This is a genomic window from Pelagibacterium xiamenense (genome assembly GCF_021166475.1).
GTDB classification, from domain to species: domain Bacteria; phylum Pseudomonadota; class Alphaproteobacteria; order Rhizobiales; family Devosiaceae; genus Pelagibacterium; species Pelagibacterium xiamenense.
This window is the reverse complement of the sequence record NZ_JAJOYS010000001.1, coordinates 194,689-210,457: the sequence shown is the minus strand read 5'-3', so window position 1 is coordinate 210,457 and position 15,769 is coordinate 194,689. Positions and strand designations below refer to the sequence as shown.

The window sequence follows — 15,769 nt, the reverse complement described above, 5'->3', positions numbered from 1 at the left end:
CTGCCTGTTTTTTTGGGAGGAGAACCCATGCCCTTGCGGCCCAACCCCATTCTGCCGGGGTTCAACCCCGATCCCTCGATCTGCCGGGTCGGGGAGGACTATTACATCGCCACCTCGACCTTCGAGTGGTTCCCCGGGGTGCAGATCCATCATTCGAAAGATCTTGCGAACTGGGAGCTGATCACCCGGCCATTGACCCGCAAGAGCCAGCTCGACATGCGCGGGAACCCCGACAGTTGCGGGATCTGGGCGCCGTGCCTCACCCATGACGGGGAAAAGTTCTGGCTGGTCTATACGGACGTCAAGCGCAAGGACGGCAACTTCAAGGACGCGCATAACTACATCGTCACCGCCGAGGACATCACGGGGCCGTGGTCGGACCCCGTCTACGTCAATTCCTCAGGGTTCGATCCGTCGCTTTTTCATGACGATGACGGCAAGAAGTGGTTCCTCAACATGCTGTGGGACCACCGGACGCGCAACCACCGGTTCGCCGGGATCGCGCTGCAGGAATTCGACCCCGAGGCCGGCAAGCTCGTGGGCGAGCGCAAGAACATCTTCCGCGGCTCGCCGCTCAAGCTTGTCGAAGGCCCGCATCTTTATAAGCGCGGGGGCTGGTATTATCTCCTCACCGCCGAGGGCGGGACGGGGTACGACCATGCGGCGACGCTGGCGCGGTCGCGCTCGATCGACGGGCCCTACGAGCTCCATCCGGACATGTATGTCGTGACGGCCAAGGACGATCCGCTCAATCCGCTGCAGCGCGCCGGGCATGGCGACATCGTCGAGACGCCGGAGGGGGAGACGTATATCGTTCACCTTACGGGCCGCCCCACGACGCAAAAGCGGCGCTGCGTACTGGGCCGCGAAACGGCGCTGCAAAAGGCGGTGTGGAAAGACGACGGCTGGCTCTACCTCGAAGCGGGGACCAACCTGCCCCAGAGCGAGGTCGAGGTGCCCGGAACCTACGACAAGGCCGCGTTCGACGCCGAGCGGCGGTATGAATTTACCGCCGGGCAGCCGCTTCATATCGATTTCCAGTGGCTGAGGACGCCCGAACCGGAACGGATCTTCTCGCTCGATGCGGCGCCGGGAAACCTGCGGCTTTATGGCCGCGAGTCGATTGCCTCTTGGTTCGAACAGGCGCTGGTGGCGCGGCGGCAGCAGCATTTCGATCTCGAGGCGGAAACGGAGGTCACGTTTCATCCGCATGACGAACGGCAGATGGCGGGGCTGATCGCCTATTACGGGCGCTACAATTTCCACTATCTGGCGCTGACAGCCGAAGAGGACGGCACGCCGCAGCTCGAGGTGATCTCCTCGCTGGTCTCCCACCCGGACGGAAACCTCACCTATCCGGGCGAACCGGTACGGGTCGGGCGCGGGCCGATCCGGATGAAGCTGCGGATCGAGAGTTCGAAACTGCAGTTCTTTTATGCCGAGGGCAGTGAGAGCTGGCGGGCGGTCGGGCCGGCGCTCGATGCGTCGATCCTTTCGGACGAATGCGGCGGACATGCCGAGCACGGCAGCTTTACCGGCGCGTTCCTCGGCATGGCGGCGCACGACCTCAACGGCACGGCACAGCCGGCGGATTTCTCGCATTTCGTCTATCGGCCGGTTTGACGGCGCCAGCCGGTTCAGCTCGCGCCGGATACACCCACCCCTAACCCCTCCCCATCAGGGGAGGGATCGAGGGCGGTGAGACGCCACCGGCGCAAAGCCGTGCGATTGTCCGGTACGCAACGAAGAGAGGGGCAGGCTGCCCGAGCTCCTATCCAACCTCGAGGTTGACCTCGATGTTCCCGCGCGTGGCGTGGGAATAGGGGCAGATGATGTGGGCGGCGTCCATCCAGGCCTTGACCTTTTCGGCGTCGTGACCGGGAACGGTTGCGGTCAGGGTGACCTTGAGCCCCAGGCCCTGGCCGTCGTCGCGCTTGCCGACGCCGACATCGGCGGAAATCCTGGTGTCGTCGGGCAGTTTGACGTGGTCCTTGCCGGCGGCGGCGCGGAGCGCGCCGAGATAGCAGGCGGCATAGCCGGTGGCAAAGAGCTGCTCGGGGTTGGTGCCCTCCCCGCCGGGGCCGCCCATCTCCCTGGGGCTCGAGATTTTGACGTCGACCTTGCCGTCGTCGGTCTTTGAATGCCCGTCATGACGGCCGCCGCCGGTGGCGCTGGCGTGGGCGGTGTATTGGATTTCCATTGCTAGCCTCCTGTTAATTTGCCGCAAGTCCTCTCGAAAAACCGGTTCCCGATTTTCAGGACTTGCTCCAATCCCTGTCGTGTCGAGCGTGTACAATGCGCACCCCGGCGTGCAGGTTCAATGACAGCGCATTCGCCCCTTCCTGGCCCGGTCCCGCTCCTGACCATCGCACACTACCCCATATAGAGATTTTCCATCCTTTGTCCGTCATCGGCGGGAAACCGGTGGTCGGCGGCGGGATGTGCGCGCTGGCCGCATTCGCGGCGGGGGCAGATGCGGCACCCCACGCCGATGGGGACCGCGCCTGCGGGAGCATTGAGATCGATCCCGTCGGCGTAGATCATCTTGTCCGCATGGGCGACCGAACAGCCCAGCCCGATCGAGAGGTGCCGTTTGGGCGCGTTATAGGCGTGACCGCCCTTGGTTTCGGCCCGCGCGATGCAGAAATAGCGCTGGCCGTCGGGCATCTGGCTCACCTGGACGTTGATCTGGCCGGGATTGAGGAAGGCCGCGTAGACGTTCCAGCGCGGGCAGGCGCCCGAATGGCGCGGAATGTGGATGCCCGAGAGGGAGAAGCGCTTGGAGATGTTGCCCGCGATGTCGGTCCTGACGAGATGCAGCGGAATGCCGCTCATGCCCGGACGCTGGAGCGTAGTCATGCGATGGCAGACCTGCTCGAAACTGGCGCGGAAGCGCCGGCCGATGCGCTCGATGTCGTAGCGGGTATCGCGGCACGCGGTGAAGAAGGGCTCGTAGGGCATGATGAGCGCCGCGGCGAGGTAGGAGGCGAGGACGTTGCGCGCGAGGCCGACTGAATCGGGCTGAGGGAGCGTACTCTGGTCGATGAGCGCCATGATTTCGGTCTCCGCGCTCAAAAGCGCGGCCTGTTGGGCCATGACGAACAGCGCGGATTCGGGCTCGAGGATGTCGGCGATGGCGAGGACGCGGCCCCCATCCTCCATCCGGCGCACCACGCCGGTGGGGAGCGAGACGAGCCGCACCTCGATACCGAAGACGTTGAAAAGGTAAGTCCTGAGGCCCTGCTCGAAGCTTTCGGCGGCGGTGTCGACATCGGCGCGGACGCGCGCGGCGGCCGCTTCGAGGGTGGGGAAATAATTGGCTTCGCCCTGAAGAAAATCGGAAACCGCTTCGGTTACGAGGTTATAGCCCGATTGGGGCGCATCCGCGTGGGCTTGGGGGCGCTGGAACTGCTTGAGCTGGTCGAAGAGCTTCAAAACCGCGCGGCCGACCGCCGGGTGATTGGCGGCGAGGTCGCGGATATCCTGGTTGGTCAGATCGCTGTCGGCGAAGATATCGTCGCCGAAAAGCTCCATCAGATCGCCCGCGAGCCGGCCATCGTCGCTTTCGGCCAACTCGCCCGGCTCGACGCCGAAATAGCCCGCGACGCGGAAGAGAAGCGGCACGGTGATGCGGCGGCGGTTGTGTTCGATCAGATTGAGATAGCTTGCGGAGATTTCCAGCGTTTCGGCGAGCTGGGCCTGGCTTAAGCCCTTCTGGCGCCGCAAGCGCTTGATCCGCCCGCCGATTTGCGGCCCGGCACCCGCCATTTCCTCCTCCGTTTCTTTACCGGATTTACAAAACCGGCGCTGATAATTTGCAAAGCTTTACAGCTTAACCTCCTGATATTGCGTTTATTCTTGCGTTTCGACCGAGTGTTGTCAATTCTTTACTCAAGCGAACGCGATGGTGCGTTTCACTGCAGGAGAAGAGACATGCAGACCCACACGCACGAGACGGGTCAGACCGAAGACTTCATCACCATTATCGCGCCCTCGATGGCCGAAGTGATGGCGAGCTTCCGCGCACAGGGGCTCGCCGAAAAGCAATACGCAATCGTCCACCGCGCCGGCCGGCACAGCTTTACCGTCGCGCATGGCGAGGCGCCGGCGACGACGCTGTTCAACGGTACGCCCATGGTCGCCGCGACCTTCGCGCGGCGCAGCTAACCCTTTCGCATTCTGGAGGAGACCACCAATGCTCGATAGACCGCAGACCGAACCGACCGGCTTTGCCGCCCCCGAATGGGCGCCCGACCGCTGGGCCAATGTGGCCCGGGACTACACGCCCGAGGATGTCAGAAAACTCGCCGGTTCGCTGCCGATCCGGCATTCCCTGGCCGAAAACGGCGCCAGGCGGCTCTGGGAGTTGCTCCATACCGAAGACTATGTGCCCACGCTCGGCACCTTTACCGGCAACCAGGCGGTGCAACAGGTCAAGGCGGGCTTGAAGGCGATCTATCTTTCGGGCTGGCAGGTGGCGGCGGACGCCAATACGTCGGGGAATATGTATCCCGACCAGTCGCTTTATCCCGCCGACTCGGTGCCCGCCATCGTCAGGCGCATCAACAAGGCGCTGCAGCGCGCCGACCAGATCCAGCAGATGGAACGGCTCGAAGGCAAGTCGGACGCCGATATCGACTATTTTGTGCCCATCATCGCCGACGCGGAGGCCGGGTTCGGCGGCGCGCTCAACGTTTTCGAATTGATGAAGGCGATGATCGAGGCGGGGGCCGCTGCGGTCCATTTCGAAGACCAGCTCGCGTCTGAGAAAAAGTGCGGGCATCTGGGCGGCAAGGTGCTGGTTCCGACGCGCACCTTCATCCGGACATTGAACGCGGCGCGGCTGGCCGCCGACGTCATGGGCGTGCCGACGCTGATCATGGCGCGGACCGATGCCGAGGCGGCGCAGCTGATCACCTCCGATGTCGACGCATACGACGCGCCGTTCATCACCGGGGAGCGGACCGAGGAGGGGTTCTACCGGCTCAAGGGCGGGTTCGAGGCCGCGATCGCGCGCGGGCTGGCCTATGCGCCTTATGCCGATCTCATCTGGTGCGAAACCTCGACGCCGAACCTTGCCGACGCGAAACGCTTTGCCGAGGCGATCCGCAAGGAACATCCCGACCAGATGCTGGCCTATAACTGCTCGCCCTCGTTCAACTGGGCGAAATATATGGGCGAAGACGAGATGGCGGCGTTCCAGCGCGAGCTCGGGGCGATGGGGTACAAATACCAGTTCATCACGCTCGCGGGGTTCCACAACCTCTCTTACACCACCTTCGATCTCGCCCGGCGCTACAAGGAGCGCGGCATGGCGGCGTATTCGGAGCTTCAGCAGGCCGAGTTCGCCGCCGAGCCGCACGGGTTTTCGGCGACGCGCCACCAGCGCGAGGTGGGGACGAGCTATTTCGACGCGGTCGCGACGGCGGTCTCGAAAGGCGAAAGCGCGACGACGGCGATGGCCGGGTCGACGGAGACGGCGCAGTTCCATTGAGACTGTGGGAGGGGCGGGGACACGTTTTCCCCGCTGTTCTTCACCGGTTCTCCACAGGAAAATGATTCACGTGAAGCATTATTCCTCGGGCTGATTTCACGTGAATCATTGGAAGGGTCCGGACGCGCTGCTCCGGGCCCTTCTTCATGCTGTGGCCAGGAGACGCCGCGCATTGCGGACGGTGATGCGGGCCGCGAGAATGGCGAGGATGCCGATGGCGATGCCGGAGGCGAAGACCACGATCATCGCGGCGCGGATATCGCCGGCGGTTTGCGCCGCGGCGAGCCCGGCCATGTTGGCGATAAGGCCCGCAATGGCCGCGCCGATGCCGTAACCGGCGGACTGGATGGTGGGCAGGAGCCCCGAGGCCCTGTCGCGCTCGCCGGGGCGCGCCGATTCCATGATGGTCTGGCTGAGATAGGCCCAGGAGGCGCCAAAGCCGAAGCCGAGGAGCACCTGGCCGGTGATGACCAGCCAGAGCGCTTGATCGGCAACCCCGAGGGCGAGCGCGGCGAGGCCGGCGGTGAGAAACACCGGGCCGAGCCGGATGAGCGCATGGCGTCCCGGAACCGAGGCCACGCCCGAAATGGCGATGGCCATGGTGCTCCAGGCCACGGCCATGACCGCGTTGATGGCGCCCGCGAGAGTGGCCCCGAAGTCCCAGAGATTTTGCAGCGCATAGACGAGATAGACCGCGATGCCCGCCTGCGCCACGGGCATCAGCAGGACGACCCATAGCCCCGCGCCGACGGTGTCGTTGAGGCGGAAGGCGCCGGTTGGGAAGAGCTTTTCGCGCGCACCCGCGTCGCGGCGGACGATGGCCACGAGCCCGGCGCCGGCAAGCGCGAGGCACAGCGCCGTGGGCAGGGGATCGCGCAGGACCGCGGCGACCGAAATCGCCATGATCGCGGCGCCGATCAGCACAAGCCGCACCATGGGCAGACGGTCGACATTGCCGGCTTCGACCCGCCGCGGCACGACCATCAGCGTCAGCGCGATGAAGATGAGCCCGAGCGGGATGTTGACCATGAAGGCCGCGCGCCATGAGATCGTTTCGGTCAGAACCCCGGCGAGCGCCGGGCCACCGAATGCGGCCAGCGCCCAGACGACAGATTCGGCGCCGAAAACACGCGGGACGAGTTTCGAGGGGTAAAGCTCGGGGATGAGCGCGTAGCAGATGGCCGCGACAACGCCTTCTCCCAGCCCCTGCAACGCGCGGCCAACGAGCAGTTCGGGCATGCCGCCCGCCAGAGCGGCGAGCAGCGAGCCGGCGATGAAGACCAGCGCCGCGACAAGCAGCGCCATGCGCGCGCCAAGGCGGGTCTTGACGATGGCGGCGGCGGTGCCACCCATGATGGCGAAGACGAGAAAGACCGTCGTCGCCCAGGACATCAGCGCGACGCCCTTGAGATCGACCACAGCGGAGGGCAGCGCTGTCGCGGCCAGAAAGCCGTTGAACGCAAGAAGGGCCACGCCGAGGCAGAGCGTGACGGTGGGGCCGAGATAGCGCGGGGTCAGAACTGTAAACCAGCGCGCTTCGCTTGCGGTCGCCATGGTCGCATCCTTTAAACAAGGTTTTACTTGTTTAATTTAGACGCACGGGTGCGGCAAGACCAAAAAGCGGTTCGCGGCACCGAAAACGCGAGGGGGTTCGCAAATCGGCCATTTTCTTATAGGAAGCGCGCAAACGCCGCCGGTTGCGTATCGACCCGTGGCACGCCTTGTCCTTCGGAGCGTAGCGTGAGCGAGACCACCGCACCTGCCGGCCATCTGAGCCGGCGTACTTTTGCGATCATTTCCCACCCGGACGCGGGCAAAACGACGCTTACGGAAAAGCTGCTTCTGAACTCGGGCGCGATTCACCTCGCGGGCGAGGTCAAGGAGCGCGGCGAACGGCGGCGCACGCGGTCGGACTGGATGGAGATCGAGCAGAAGCGCGGGATCTCGATCACCTCCTCGGTGATGACGTTCGAGCATGACGGGCTGACCCTCAACCTTCTCGATACGCCCGGTCACGCGGACTTTTCCGAGGATACCTACCGCACGCTTACCGCCGTCGATTCGGCGATCATGGTGATCGACGCAGCCAAGGGCATCGAGGCGCAGACGCGCAAGCTTTTCGAAGTCTGCCGGCTGCGCGACATCCCGATCATCACCTTCGTCAACAAGGTGGACCGGGACGCGCGCGACACGCTCGAAATCCTCGACGAGATCATGGAGACGCTCGCGCTCGATACCGTGCCGATGATGTGGCCGCTGGGCTCGGGGGTTGATTTTTCCGGCATGATCGACCTTGGGCGCGGACGGTTCGTCAACGCGGAGGGTAACGCGGAGGGGCCCGAGGGCGATGTCGAAGCGGTCGTCTCGCGGTTTTCGAACAGCCAGAACCATGCGGTCGCCGCGGCGCTCGAAGGGCTCGAACTGGCGCGCGGCACGCTGCCGGAATTCCACATGGAGGCCTATCGCGAGGGACACCTGACGCCGGTTTATTTCGGCTCGGCCCTCAAATCGATCGGCGTGCGGGAATTGCTCGAGGCGGTGTGCGCCTTCGCGCCCGCCCCACGCGTGCAGCCGGCCCATCCGGCGCCTGTCGATCCGGCCAACGAGAAATGCACCGGGTTCGTCTTCAAGGTCCAGGCCAATATGGACCCCAACCACCGCGACCGGGTCGCCTTCGTGCGGTTGGCCTCGGGGACGATGACGCGCGGGATGAAACTCAAGAATGTCCGTTCGGGCAAGGATCTGCGCGTCGCCAACCCGATGTTCTTTTTCGCGCGCGAGCGCGAGCTTGCCGATTCCGCGATTGCCGGGGACGTCGTGGGCATTCCCAATCACGGCACGCTGAGCGTGGGAGATACGCTCACGGACGGGCCGGACGTGACGGTGACGGGCATTCCCAATTTCGCGCCTGAAATCCTCCGCCGGGTGCATTTGTCCGACACCTCGAAGACCAAGCAGCTCGCCAAGGCGCTGACGGATCTTGCCGAAGAGGGCGTTGTACAGGTGTTCAAGCCTTCGATCGGCGCGGGATACTATGTGGGCGCGGTCGGGCCGCTGCAGCTTGAGGTGCTCACCAGCCGCGCGGCAGTGGAATATTCCGTGCCAATCCGGATCGAGCCGGCGCAATATGTCACCGCGCGATGGGTGAAGGTGGGCGACGAGAAGGAATTCGAGAAATTCGCCGCGCTCCACCGGCTCAACATCGCCGAGGACCGCTACGGCGATCCTGTGTTCCTGGCGCCGAGCCAGTGGGAAATCGATCGCTGCGCGAAGGATTTCCCTTCGCTGACCTTCATGACGACGAAGGATCGCGGGATCGCGGCCTAATTCGTTCTGCCCGTCACCCGGGCCATGCCGATGGATGCGGGCATGACGGGTTTGAACCCGAACCTGGCGTAGAGATGCTTCGCATCGCCGTCGGCGATCAGCGAAACACAGGCGCCCCCGGGCGCTTCGCGGGTGCCGGCGATGCGGCTGTTTCGCTACCCATCTGCATGGATATCTCCGGGCCGATCTTCAAACTCGAGCGTATCCTCGGTCCAGCCGAATGCCGCAAGTTCCCCGGCGCGCCATATTGCGTCGTCCGCGACGATGAACTCGTCGAGCTGGGGCGGCTTCATCGCCGTGCCTGCAAGCATGGCGTGGGCCTGGCCGCGGTGGTGGGTCTGGTGCTGGAAGAGGTGAGAGAGCACGTCGTCAAGCCGTTCGATCTGGATGCGGCCGGTGCGCTGGATTTTTATCGGCGCGGCGAGTGCCTCCGCCACGAGCGTCCGGGTTAACGCAAAGAGGTCAAGATCGCTTTCCCGCTGCGCCGCGTAAAGCGTTTCCGCGGTCGCGAACGGCTCCTCGTTGTCGAAGGCCCTGAGTCCCAATTCTCCGTCCTTGAGGGCGTCGAGATAGAACCAGTCGACGACCAGAATGTGGTTGAGCGTCTCCTTGAGCGAGGGAAAGAAGCTCGTGCGCTTCGCTTCGAATTCGGCCTGTGGCAGGGCGATGACCGCCTGGGCGAGGCGGTAATTGGCGAGCGCGTTGTTGACGGCGAGCTTGCGGAAAACCCGCGCGGGGTCGGGGGCAATCATGCGCTCACCATGTTCAGCCTGTAGCTCAGTGCCTCGGCGATGTGTGGTTTTGCCACCTTTTCGCTGCCGGCCAGGTCGGCGAGGGTGCGGGCGACTTTCAGTACGCGGTGATAGGCGCGGGCCGAAAGCGAGAAGGTTTCCGCCGCGCGCAACAGGAGGTCGCGGCTTTCCGTGTCGGGCGCGACGACCTGTTCGATAAGTGACGCGCTGGCGCCGGAATTGGTAAAGACGGTGTTGGCGCCCAGCGCGGCGTAGCGCTCGCGCTGGATGTCGCGGGCTCTTGCCACGCGTGTTGCGACGGATGCGCTCGATTCCCCCGGGGCACTGGCGATCATGTCTGCGGCGGAGACGGCGGGGACGTCGATGCGGATGTCGATCCGGTCGAGGAACGGGCCCGAGACGCGGCCCTGATAGTCGCTGGCGCACTTCTCGCCGCGCCTGCAGGTGTGCCCGGGCGTGCCCGCCATGCCGCATTTGCAGGGGTTCATGGCCGCGACGAGCTGGAAGCGGGCGGGGTAGGTGACGCGGGCGTTGGCGCGGGCGATAACGGTTTCGCCCGATTCGAGCGGCTGACGCAGGCTGTCGAGGGCCTGGGGCTGAAACTCGGGCAACTCGTCGAGAAACAGCACGCCATTGTGCGCAAGGGAGACTTCGCCGGGCTTGACTTTCAGACCCCCGCCCACGAGTGCGGCCATGGAGGCCGAGTGGTGCGGGGCGCGGAAGGGGCGGCTGTCGGAGATCTGCCCGCCCTTGATGGCGCCGGCGATCGACTGGATCATCGAGACGTCGAGCAGTTCGCGCGGGCTCAGGGGCGGGAGGATCGAGGGCAAACGTGCCGCGAGCATGGATTTGCCCGCGCCCGGCGGCCCGACCATAAGGAAATTGTGCCCGCCGGCGGCGGCGACTTCGAGCGCGCGGCGGGCGGTTTCCTGGCCGCGCAGATCGGCGAGGTCGGGGCCGGCGGCACCCGGCAGCGCGGGCACCGGCTGCGGCCGGGCGGCGATCTGGCGGCCAGCGAGGTGGTTGACGAGCGCCAACAGCGAAGGCGGCGCGATGATGTCGATCTCTTCGCCCGCCCAGGCGGCCTCGGCGCCGCAGGCGGCGGGACAGATGATGCCCAGATCGCGCGCGTTGGCGGCAATCGCGGCGGGGAGAATGCCGGTCACCGCGGTGACCCGGCCGTCGAGCGCAAGCTCGCCCAGGACCATAAAGCGTTCGACCGCGTCGCCGGGGATGGCGCCCATGGCGACCATCAGCCCCAGGGCGATAGGGAGGTCGTAGTGGCTGCCTTCCTTGGGCAGGTCGGCGGGGGCGAGGTTGATGGCAATGTGCTTTGCAGGCAGTGCGAGGCCGGAGGCAATCAGTGCGGCGCGGACGCGCTCGCGGCTTTCGCCCACCGCCTTGTCGGGGAGACCGACGATGTTGAACATCGGCTTGCCCGGCGAAATCTGCACCTGCACGTCGACAGGCACCGCCTCGATGCCCTGAAAGGCGACCGTCGTGATCCGCGTGGTCATCCCCAAGCCCCCAAAACCTGCGCATCCGTACAAATGAGGTGCGCTGCCACTGTGCCCGAAATTGCCAATGCCGGCGAACGCTAGCAGCATCGGACCGGCAGAACAAGAACATTTCGGGAACAGGTTGTGGAGAGGACAACCGGCCCTGACGCATATGTGATGGAATTGCGGGGAACTTCCCGCAGCCCCGGTTCATTGTGTCGGGAACAAACCGGGCGGACACCGTCCCAACATGAACACGATTACCCCTATAGCTTTTGGGGGCGAAGGAGGCTTGCGATGGCCAGCCATACCGATGGCCGCGCAGTGCTCGTCGTCGAAGACGAACCGCTGCTGCGGCTGGATATCGCCCAGGCATTCGAAGACGCCGGATTCACCGTGCTTGAAGCGGCGACCGTAGACGAGGCTCTCGAGGCCCTCGGACGGGGGATCGATGTCGATCTCATTTTTACAGATATCGAAACGCCTGGACGTCACAACGGGCTCGATCTTGTCGAAATCGCCCGGGCCCACTGGCCGGATGTGCCCGTGCTCGTCACTTCGGGCAAGCACCGGCCCGAGACGCCAAGGATCGCCTGGTTTTTCCCAAAGCCATACGATGCGACCAAGATCGTCACGCAAGCGCGATCACTCGCGGACTAGCGCGCGCGAGCGCATACCGCCGCTTCGATGCCGGCGTGGCCGATGGGCGACGCCGGCGCGTTTTTACCCCTTATTAACCAGCCTTCTCAGCGCTTCGTTAAAGGAAGGTGAGCGACAACCGGATTGATCGTCTTTTACTCAAATTGTCGAGTTCATCCGTTCCATGCCGCTCGCCGCCGCGCCCCGCCGCCCCGGTTCTTTCACCTTTGCCAAGGCCATGTTGCCGCTGATGGCGCTATTCGCGCTGGGCCTTTTGCTTTCCGCCTGCGCGCGCAATTATTATTCGGGCGACAACGATCCACATCCCGGGGTTGCGCGCGCGCATTCCATGCCGGTGCAGGGGATCGACGTCTCGCGCTATCAGGGCGTCATCGACTGGAACGCGGTTGCGCGCAGCGGCGTTAAGTTCGCCTTCATCAAGGCGACCGACGGCGGAGATCACCTCGACCCGATGTTCCGCACCAATTGGGAACGGGCACGCGCGGCGGGCGTTCCGCGCGGCGCGTACCACTTCATCTACTGGTGCCGCCCGGCGCACGAGCAGGTCGCGTGGTTCACCCGGAATGTTCCGGCGGAACCCGACGCGCTGCCCCCGGTGCTCGACCTCGAATGGAACCACTTGTCCTCATGCAAGCCCGATCTGACGCGCGAAGAGGCGTTGGCGATGATCCGCGAGATCCTCGTGGGGATGGAGCGGCATACGGGCAAGGTGCCGATCATTTATACCGACATCAATTTCCACCGCGACATCCTTGTGGGCGAACCCTTCGACAACCCGATGTGGTTGCGCTCGGTAGCCGCCGAACCCCATCACCGCTACGAGAACCGCGCCTATGCGTTCTGGCAGTTCACCCAGACCGGCGTCGTCCCGGGGATCAAGGGCGAGGTCGACCGGAACGTCTTTTATGGGTCGCGCGAGGAATGGGCGCAGTTCTTCCTGACCGGCTGCGATCCGCGCACCTTCAATGCGCTCGCCGCGCAGGGGCGGTGCCGGGCGATCAAATAGGGATCGATCAGCTCCCCGTCGCCACGCCCAGAAGCCCGCTCGCCTTGATGCCGTCGAAGACGAACTGAACGGCGAGCGCGGTCAAAAGGATGCCGACGACGCGGGAGACGACCGACAGGCCGGTCAATCCCAGAAGCCGCTGGATGGGGATGGCGACGAGAAGCGTGAGCCAGGCCAGCGCCAGCACCACGACCAGCGCGCCGACGACAAGCCAATAGTCGAGGTCCGACTTGGCGCTGGTGGTCAGAAGGATCACCGCGCTGATGGCGCCCGGGCCGGCGAGCAGCGGCATGGCGAGGGGGAAGACCGAAATGTCCTCGCGCGCGTGGCCTTCGGCCTCTTCCTCGTCGGTCGTGCCGGTGCCGCCCGAATGGCGCGCGAACACCATGTCGATGGCGATCAGCAGGAGCAGGACGCCGCCGGCGGTGCGCAGGGCGGGGATGGTGACCCCGAAAATATCGAGGATGGCGCTGCCGGCGAAGGCGAAGAACAACAAGATTGCCGCGGCGATGAGAACGCCGCGGGTCGCGAATGTGAAGCGCTGGGCATTGGTGTTCTTCTGGGTTAGCCCGGCAAAGATGAAGGCGATGTCGGCGACCCCGACGGTGGCGAAGAACGTCGCGAAAGCGACGAGGAAACTCGATGTCATCTGCCTCAATGGCCCCCAAGACTCAGCTGGGGGCAGACTGGCCTAAATGAGCCGGAGGCTCAAGCGTTGGCTGCCGGGGGTGCTGTGTGCGCCCTTTCTTGTTCCACGTGAATCACCGGCGCCTTTCGATCGCGTCCCAGACGCATACCGCGATATCGGGGCCACCGAAGCGCTTGACCTCGCGGATGCCGGTGGGGGAGGTGACGTTGATTTCCGTCAGATACCCGCCGATAACGTCGATGCCGACGAAAATCAGATCGCGCTTTTTGAGTTCGGGACCGATCGCAGCGCAGATTTCGCGCTCGCGGTCGGTCAATTCCGAGAGCTCGGGACGGCCGCCCACATGCATGTTCGAGCGCGCCTCGCCCTCGGCAGGAACGCGGTTGAGCCCGGCAACGGGCTCGCCGTCGACGAGGATAATGCGCTTGTCGCCCTTCCTGACCTCGGGGAGGTAGCGCTGGATCATGAACGGTTCGCGGAAATTGGTTTCGAAGAGCTCAAGAAGCGATGCGAGGTTTTCATCGCCCGGCTGGATGCGGAAGACCCCGGCGCCGCCATTGCCGAAAAGCGGCTTGACGATGATGTCGCCGAACTCTTCCCGGAAAGCGCGGATCTCCTCGCGGTCGCGGGTGATGAGCGTATCGGGCATCAATTCGGGGAATTGTGTGACGAGGATTTTTTCCGGCGCGTTGCGCACTTCGCCGGGGTGATTGACCACCAGCGTTTCGGGGTGGATGCGTTCGAGCATGTGGGTTGTGGTGATGTAGTTCATGTCGAACGGCGGGTCCTGGCGCAACAGGACGACGTCGAAATCCGAAAGGTCGGTCTTTTTCCAGTCCTCGAGGGTGAAATGCAGGCCCTTTTCCTTGTCGTCGACCGTGACGCGGTGCACGCGGGCCGTGACCGTGTCGCCGCGCTGGGCGAGCGAGGAGGGCGTATAATAAAAAAGCGTGTGGCCGCGCGCCTGGGCTTCGAGCATCAGCGCGAAGCTCGAATCGCCAAGCGGGTTGATGGCATCGATGGGGTCCATCTGGACGGCAACGGAAAGGGGCATTCACGGCTCCAAAAAGCGTCAGTGGGCGAAAAAGGCATTGGAGAGATGGGACGGCCAGCGGCCCGGCGCAAGGAAAATCACGTCGAAGCGGTAATCGAAACCGGAATATTGCGGGTGGCGGGACTCGAACCAGCCCGCGGCACCGGAGATGCGGCGCGTGTTGACCGCCTCCATGGCCTCGCCGTATTGCGCGGCGCTGGCACGCTGCTTGACCTCGACGAAGACGATGGTGCGCCCGCGCCGGACGATGAGGTCGATCTCCCCGCTGGGGGTTCTGTAGCGGCGGTAAAGCGTTTTGTAGAGCTTTGCGCGCAGGAACAGTTCGGCCCAAAGTTCGCCGCGCCGGCCCCGGCGTTCCGCGGCCTGACGGCGGTTAAGTCCGGGCCTTGAGTCCGAGGGCGGCATTGTAGACCTCCTTGCGGCGGAGCCCGAATTTCTGCGCGACATCGTCAACGGCGGCGCGCAGGGGTTTTTCGGACATGAGCGTGGCGAGTTCGTCCTGCCAGTCGCCCTCGGCAGCGGGCGGGCTGCCGTCGCCGCCGCCAACGAGGATGACCGCCTCGCCCTTGGGATCATCGGCGTCGAAATCCGCGGCGAGTTCAGCGAGCGGGCCGGAGGCGAAGCGCTCGAAGCGTTTGGTGATCTCCATGGCGACGACGGCCGGACGTTCGGGGCCGAAGGTTTCAGCCATGTCCGAAAGCGATGCGGCAATGCGGCGGGGGGATTCGTAAAAGACGAGCGTTTCGGTGCGCGCGGCAAGCGGCGCGAGCGCGTTCTTGCGCTGGCCGGTCTTGGCGGGAAGAAAGCCGATGAAGGAGAAGGCGTCGGTGGGCAGCCCCGCGCCCGTCAGCGCGGCGAGGAGCGCCGATGCGCCGGGGACGGGGAAGACAGGCAGGTCCGCCTCGCGGGCGGCACGGACGAGAGGGAAGCCCGGATCGGAGAGGAGCGGCGTGCCCGCATCCGAAACGAGGGCGATCGCGGCGCCTTCTTCGAGACGCTTCACTATACCCTCGATGCGGGCGCGTTCGTTATGCTCGTGGAGCGCGGTGCGCGGGGTTCTTATGGCGTAGGCCTCGCAGAGCCGCGCGGTGTGGCGGGTATCCTCGCACAGGATCAGGTCGGCGCCCGCGAGGATATCGAGCGCGCGGATGGTGATGTCCTTCAAATTCCCGATCGGTGTCGCAACGAGGTAGAGCCCCGGCGCGGGGCGCCCGGGCGTGAACCGGTGGGTGCCGATGGCGTAGTCTTTGTCGGCGGGTTCTGACAATAGGGGCTCCCGTTGGCGGTGGCAGGGACACGACCACCCGAACTCAAAGCCTTTTAGCATT

15 protein-coding genes are annotated in these 15,769 nt (G+C 64.8%); 6 read left to right on the top strand and 9 right to left on the bottom strand.

Annotated elements, in window-relative coordinates; genetic code table 11:
* Window positions 1-27: 27 nt before the first annotated feature.
* Window positions 28-1,623 carry a glycoside hydrolase family 43 protein gene (locus tag LSG43_RS01095; protein ID WP_231800527.1) on the top strand — a complete coding sequence of 532 codons (1,596 nt, stop codon included), beginning with the start codon at window positions 28-30 and terminating at the stop codon, window positions 1,621-1,623.
* Window positions 1,624-1,771: 148 nt separating this feature from the next.
* Here LSG43_RS01095 and LSG43_RS01090 read toward each other — a convergent pair whose 3' ends face one another.
* Window positions 1,772-2,200 carry an organic hydroperoxide resistance protein gene (locus LSG43_RS01090; RefSeq protein ID WP_231800524.1) on the bottom strand — a complete coding sequence of 143 codons (429 nt, stop codon included), beginning with the start codon at window positions 2,198-2,200 and terminating at the stop codon, window positions 1,772-1,774.
* A gap of 173 nt (window positions 2,201-2,373) precedes the next feature.
* Entirely contained in the window at window positions 2,374-3,768 is a 1,395-nt protein-coding gene (locus LSG43_RS01085; protein ID WP_231800521.1) for a helix-turn-helix domain-containing protein, read from the bottom strand.
* A gap of 165 nt (window positions 3,769-3,933) precedes the next feature.
* Here LSG43_RS01085 and LSG43_RS01080 point away from each other — a divergent pair, with 165 nt between their 5' ends.
* Window positions 3,934-4,167 carry a hypothetical protein gene (locus LSG43_RS01080; RefSeq protein ID WP_231800519.1) on the top strand — a complete coding sequence of 78 codons (234 nt, stop codon included), beginning with the start codon at window positions 3,934-3,936 and terminating at the stop codon, window positions 4,165-4,167.
* A 28-nt stretch (window positions 4,168-4,195) separates the two neighbouring features.
* On the top strand, window positions 4,196-5,494 hold the full coding sequence (gene aceA, locus LSG43_RS01075) for an isocitrate lyase (protein ID WP_231800518.1): 1,299 nt from the start codon (window positions 4,196-4,198) through the stop codon (window positions 5,492-5,494).
* Window positions 5,495-5,638: 144 nt separating this feature from the next.
* Here aceA and LSG43_RS01070 read toward each other — a convergent pair whose 3' ends face one another.
* Window positions 5,639-7,048, bottom strand: a complete 1,410-nt coding sequence (locus tag LSG43_RS01070) for an MFS transporter (RefSeq protein WP_231800517.1) — start codon at window positions 7,046-7,048, stop codon at window positions 5,639-5,641.
* Window positions 7,049-7,234: 186 nt separating this feature from the next.
* Here LSG43_RS01070 and LSG43_RS01065 point away from each other — a divergent pair, with 186 nt between their 5' ends.
* Window positions 7,235-8,821 carry a peptide chain release factor 3 gene (locus tag LSG43_RS01065; protein ID WP_231800515.1) on the top strand — a complete coding sequence of 529 codons (1,587 nt, stop codon included), beginning with the start codon at window positions 7,235-7,237 and terminating at the stop codon, window positions 8,819-8,821.
* Between the two features lie 155 nt (window positions 8,822-8,976).
* Here LSG43_RS01065 and LSG43_RS01060 read toward each other — a convergent pair whose 3' ends face one another.
* Together LSG43_RS01060 and LSG43_RS01055 are read right to left on the bottom strand one after the other, a co-directional pair.
* The gene (locus LSG43_RS01060) at window positions 8,977-9,573 is read right to left on the bottom strand and encodes a DinB family protein (RefSeq protein WP_231800513.1); all 597 of its coding nucleotides are present in this window, start codon (window positions 9,571-9,573) and stop codon (window positions 8,977-8,979) included.
* The gene (locus tag LSG43_RS01055) at window positions 9,570-11,090 is read right to left on the bottom strand and encodes a YifB family Mg chelatase-like AAA ATPase (RefSeq protein WP_231800512.1); all 1,521 of its coding nucleotides are present in this window, start codon (window positions 11,088-11,090) and stop codon (window positions 9,570-9,572) included. The genes LSG43_RS01060 and LSG43_RS01055 overlap by 4 nt, the downstream gene beginning before the upstream one ends.
* Before the next feature lie 279 nt (window positions 11,091-11,369).
* Between LSG43_RS01055 and LSG43_RS01050 the strand changes: the two genes are divergently transcribed.
* Complete coding sequence (locus tag LSG43_RS01050; protein WP_231800511.1) at window positions 11,370-11,732, top strand: response regulator; 363 nt, start codon at window positions 11,370-11,372, stop codon at window positions 11,730-11,732.
* Between the two features lie 163 nt (window positions 11,733-11,895).
* Window positions 11,896-12,738, top strand: coding sequence for a glycoside hydrolase family 25 protein (locus LSG43_RS01045; RefSeq protein WP_439651987.1), 843 nt, complete (start codon window positions 11,896-11,898; stop codon window positions 12,736-12,738).
* Between the two features lie 7 nt (window positions 12,739-12,745).
* Here LSG43_RS01045 and LSG43_RS01040 read toward each other — a convergent pair whose 3' ends face one another.
* The 4 genes from LSG43_RS01040 to rsmI form a co-directional block, all read right to left on the bottom strand.
* Entirely contained in the window at window positions 12,746-13,387 is a 642-nt protein-coding gene (locus LSG43_RS01040; RefSeq protein ID WP_231800510.1) for a MarC family protein, read from the bottom strand.
* 112 nt (window positions 13,388-13,499) lie between these two features.
* Window positions 13,500-14,441: a glutathione synthase gene (gene gshB / locus LSG43_RS01035; protein WP_231800509.1), complete on the bottom strand. Its 942-nt coding sequence runs from the start codon at window positions 14,439-14,441 to the stop codon at window positions 13,500-13,502.
* Window positions 14,442-14,459: 18 nt separating this feature from the next.
* Window positions 14,460-14,846, bottom strand: a complete 387-nt coding sequence (locus LSG43_RS01030; protein WP_231800508.1) for a YraN family protein — start codon at window positions 14,844-14,846, stop codon at window positions 14,460-14,462.
* A complete protein-coding gene (gene rsmI / locus LSG43_RS01025) occupies window positions 14,815-15,708 on the bottom strand; it encodes a 16S rRNA (cytidine(1402)-2'-O)-methyltransferase (RefSeq protein WP_231800507.1) in 894 nt (297 codons plus the stop codon). Before rsmI ends, LSG43_RS01030 begins: the two co-directional genes overlap by 32 nt.
* Window positions 15,709-15,769 lie beyond the last annotated feature (61 nt).

Bases quoted from the DNA above. Each gene is read 5' to 3' on its own strand.
- LSG43_RS01095 (WP_231800527.1), top strand. From the start codon at position 28: ATGCCCTTGCGGCCCAACCCCATTCTGCCGGGGTTCAACCCCGATCCC.
- LSG43_RS01090 (WP_231800524.1), bottom strand. From the start codon at position 2,200: ATGGAAATCCAATACACCGCCCACGCCAGCGCCACCGGCGGCGGCCGT.
- LSG43_RS01085 (WP_231800521.1), bottom strand. From the start codon at position 3,768: ATGGCGGGTGCCGGGCCGCAAATCGGCGGGCGGATCAAGCGCTTGCGG.
- LSG43_RS01080 (WP_231800519.1), top strand. From the start codon at position 3,934: ATGCAGACCCACACGCACGAGACGGGTCAGACCGAAGACTTCATCACC.
- aceA (WP_231800518.1), top strand. From the start codon at position 4,196: ATGCTCGATAGACCGCAGACCGAACCGACCGGCTTTGCCGCCCCCGAA.
- LSG43_RS01070 (WP_231800517.1), bottom strand. From the start codon at position 7,048: ATGGCGACCGCAAGCGAAGCGCGCTGGTTTACAGTTCTGACCCCGCGC.
- LSG43_RS01060 (WP_231800513.1), bottom strand. From the start codon at position 9,573: ATGATTGCCCCCGACCCCGCGCGGGTTTTCCGCAAGCTCGCCGTCAAC.
- LSG43_RS01055 (WP_231800512.1), bottom strand. From the start codon at position 11,090: ATGACCACGCGGATCACGACGGTCGCCTTTCAGGGCATCGAGGCGGTG.
- LSG43_RS01050 (WP_231800511.1), top strand. From the start codon at position 11,370: ATGGCCAGCCATACCGATGGCCGCGCAGTGCTCGTCGTCGAAGACGAA.
- LSG43_RS01045 (WP_439651987.1), top strand. From the start codon at position 11,896: ATGCCGCTCGCCGCCGCGCCCCGCCGCCCCGGTTCTTTCACCTTTGCC.
- LSG43_RS01040 (WP_231800510.1), bottom strand. From the start codon at position 13,387: ATGACATCGAGTTTCCTCGTCGCTTTCGCGACGTTCTTCGCCACCGTC.
- gshB (WP_231800509.1), bottom strand. From the start codon at position 14,441: ATGCCCCTTTCCGTTGCCGTCCAGATGGACCCCATCGATGCCATCAAC.
- LSG43_RS01030 (WP_231800508.1), bottom strand. From the start codon at position 14,846: ATGCCGCCCTCGGACTCAAGGCCCGGACTTAACCGCCGTCAGGCCGCG.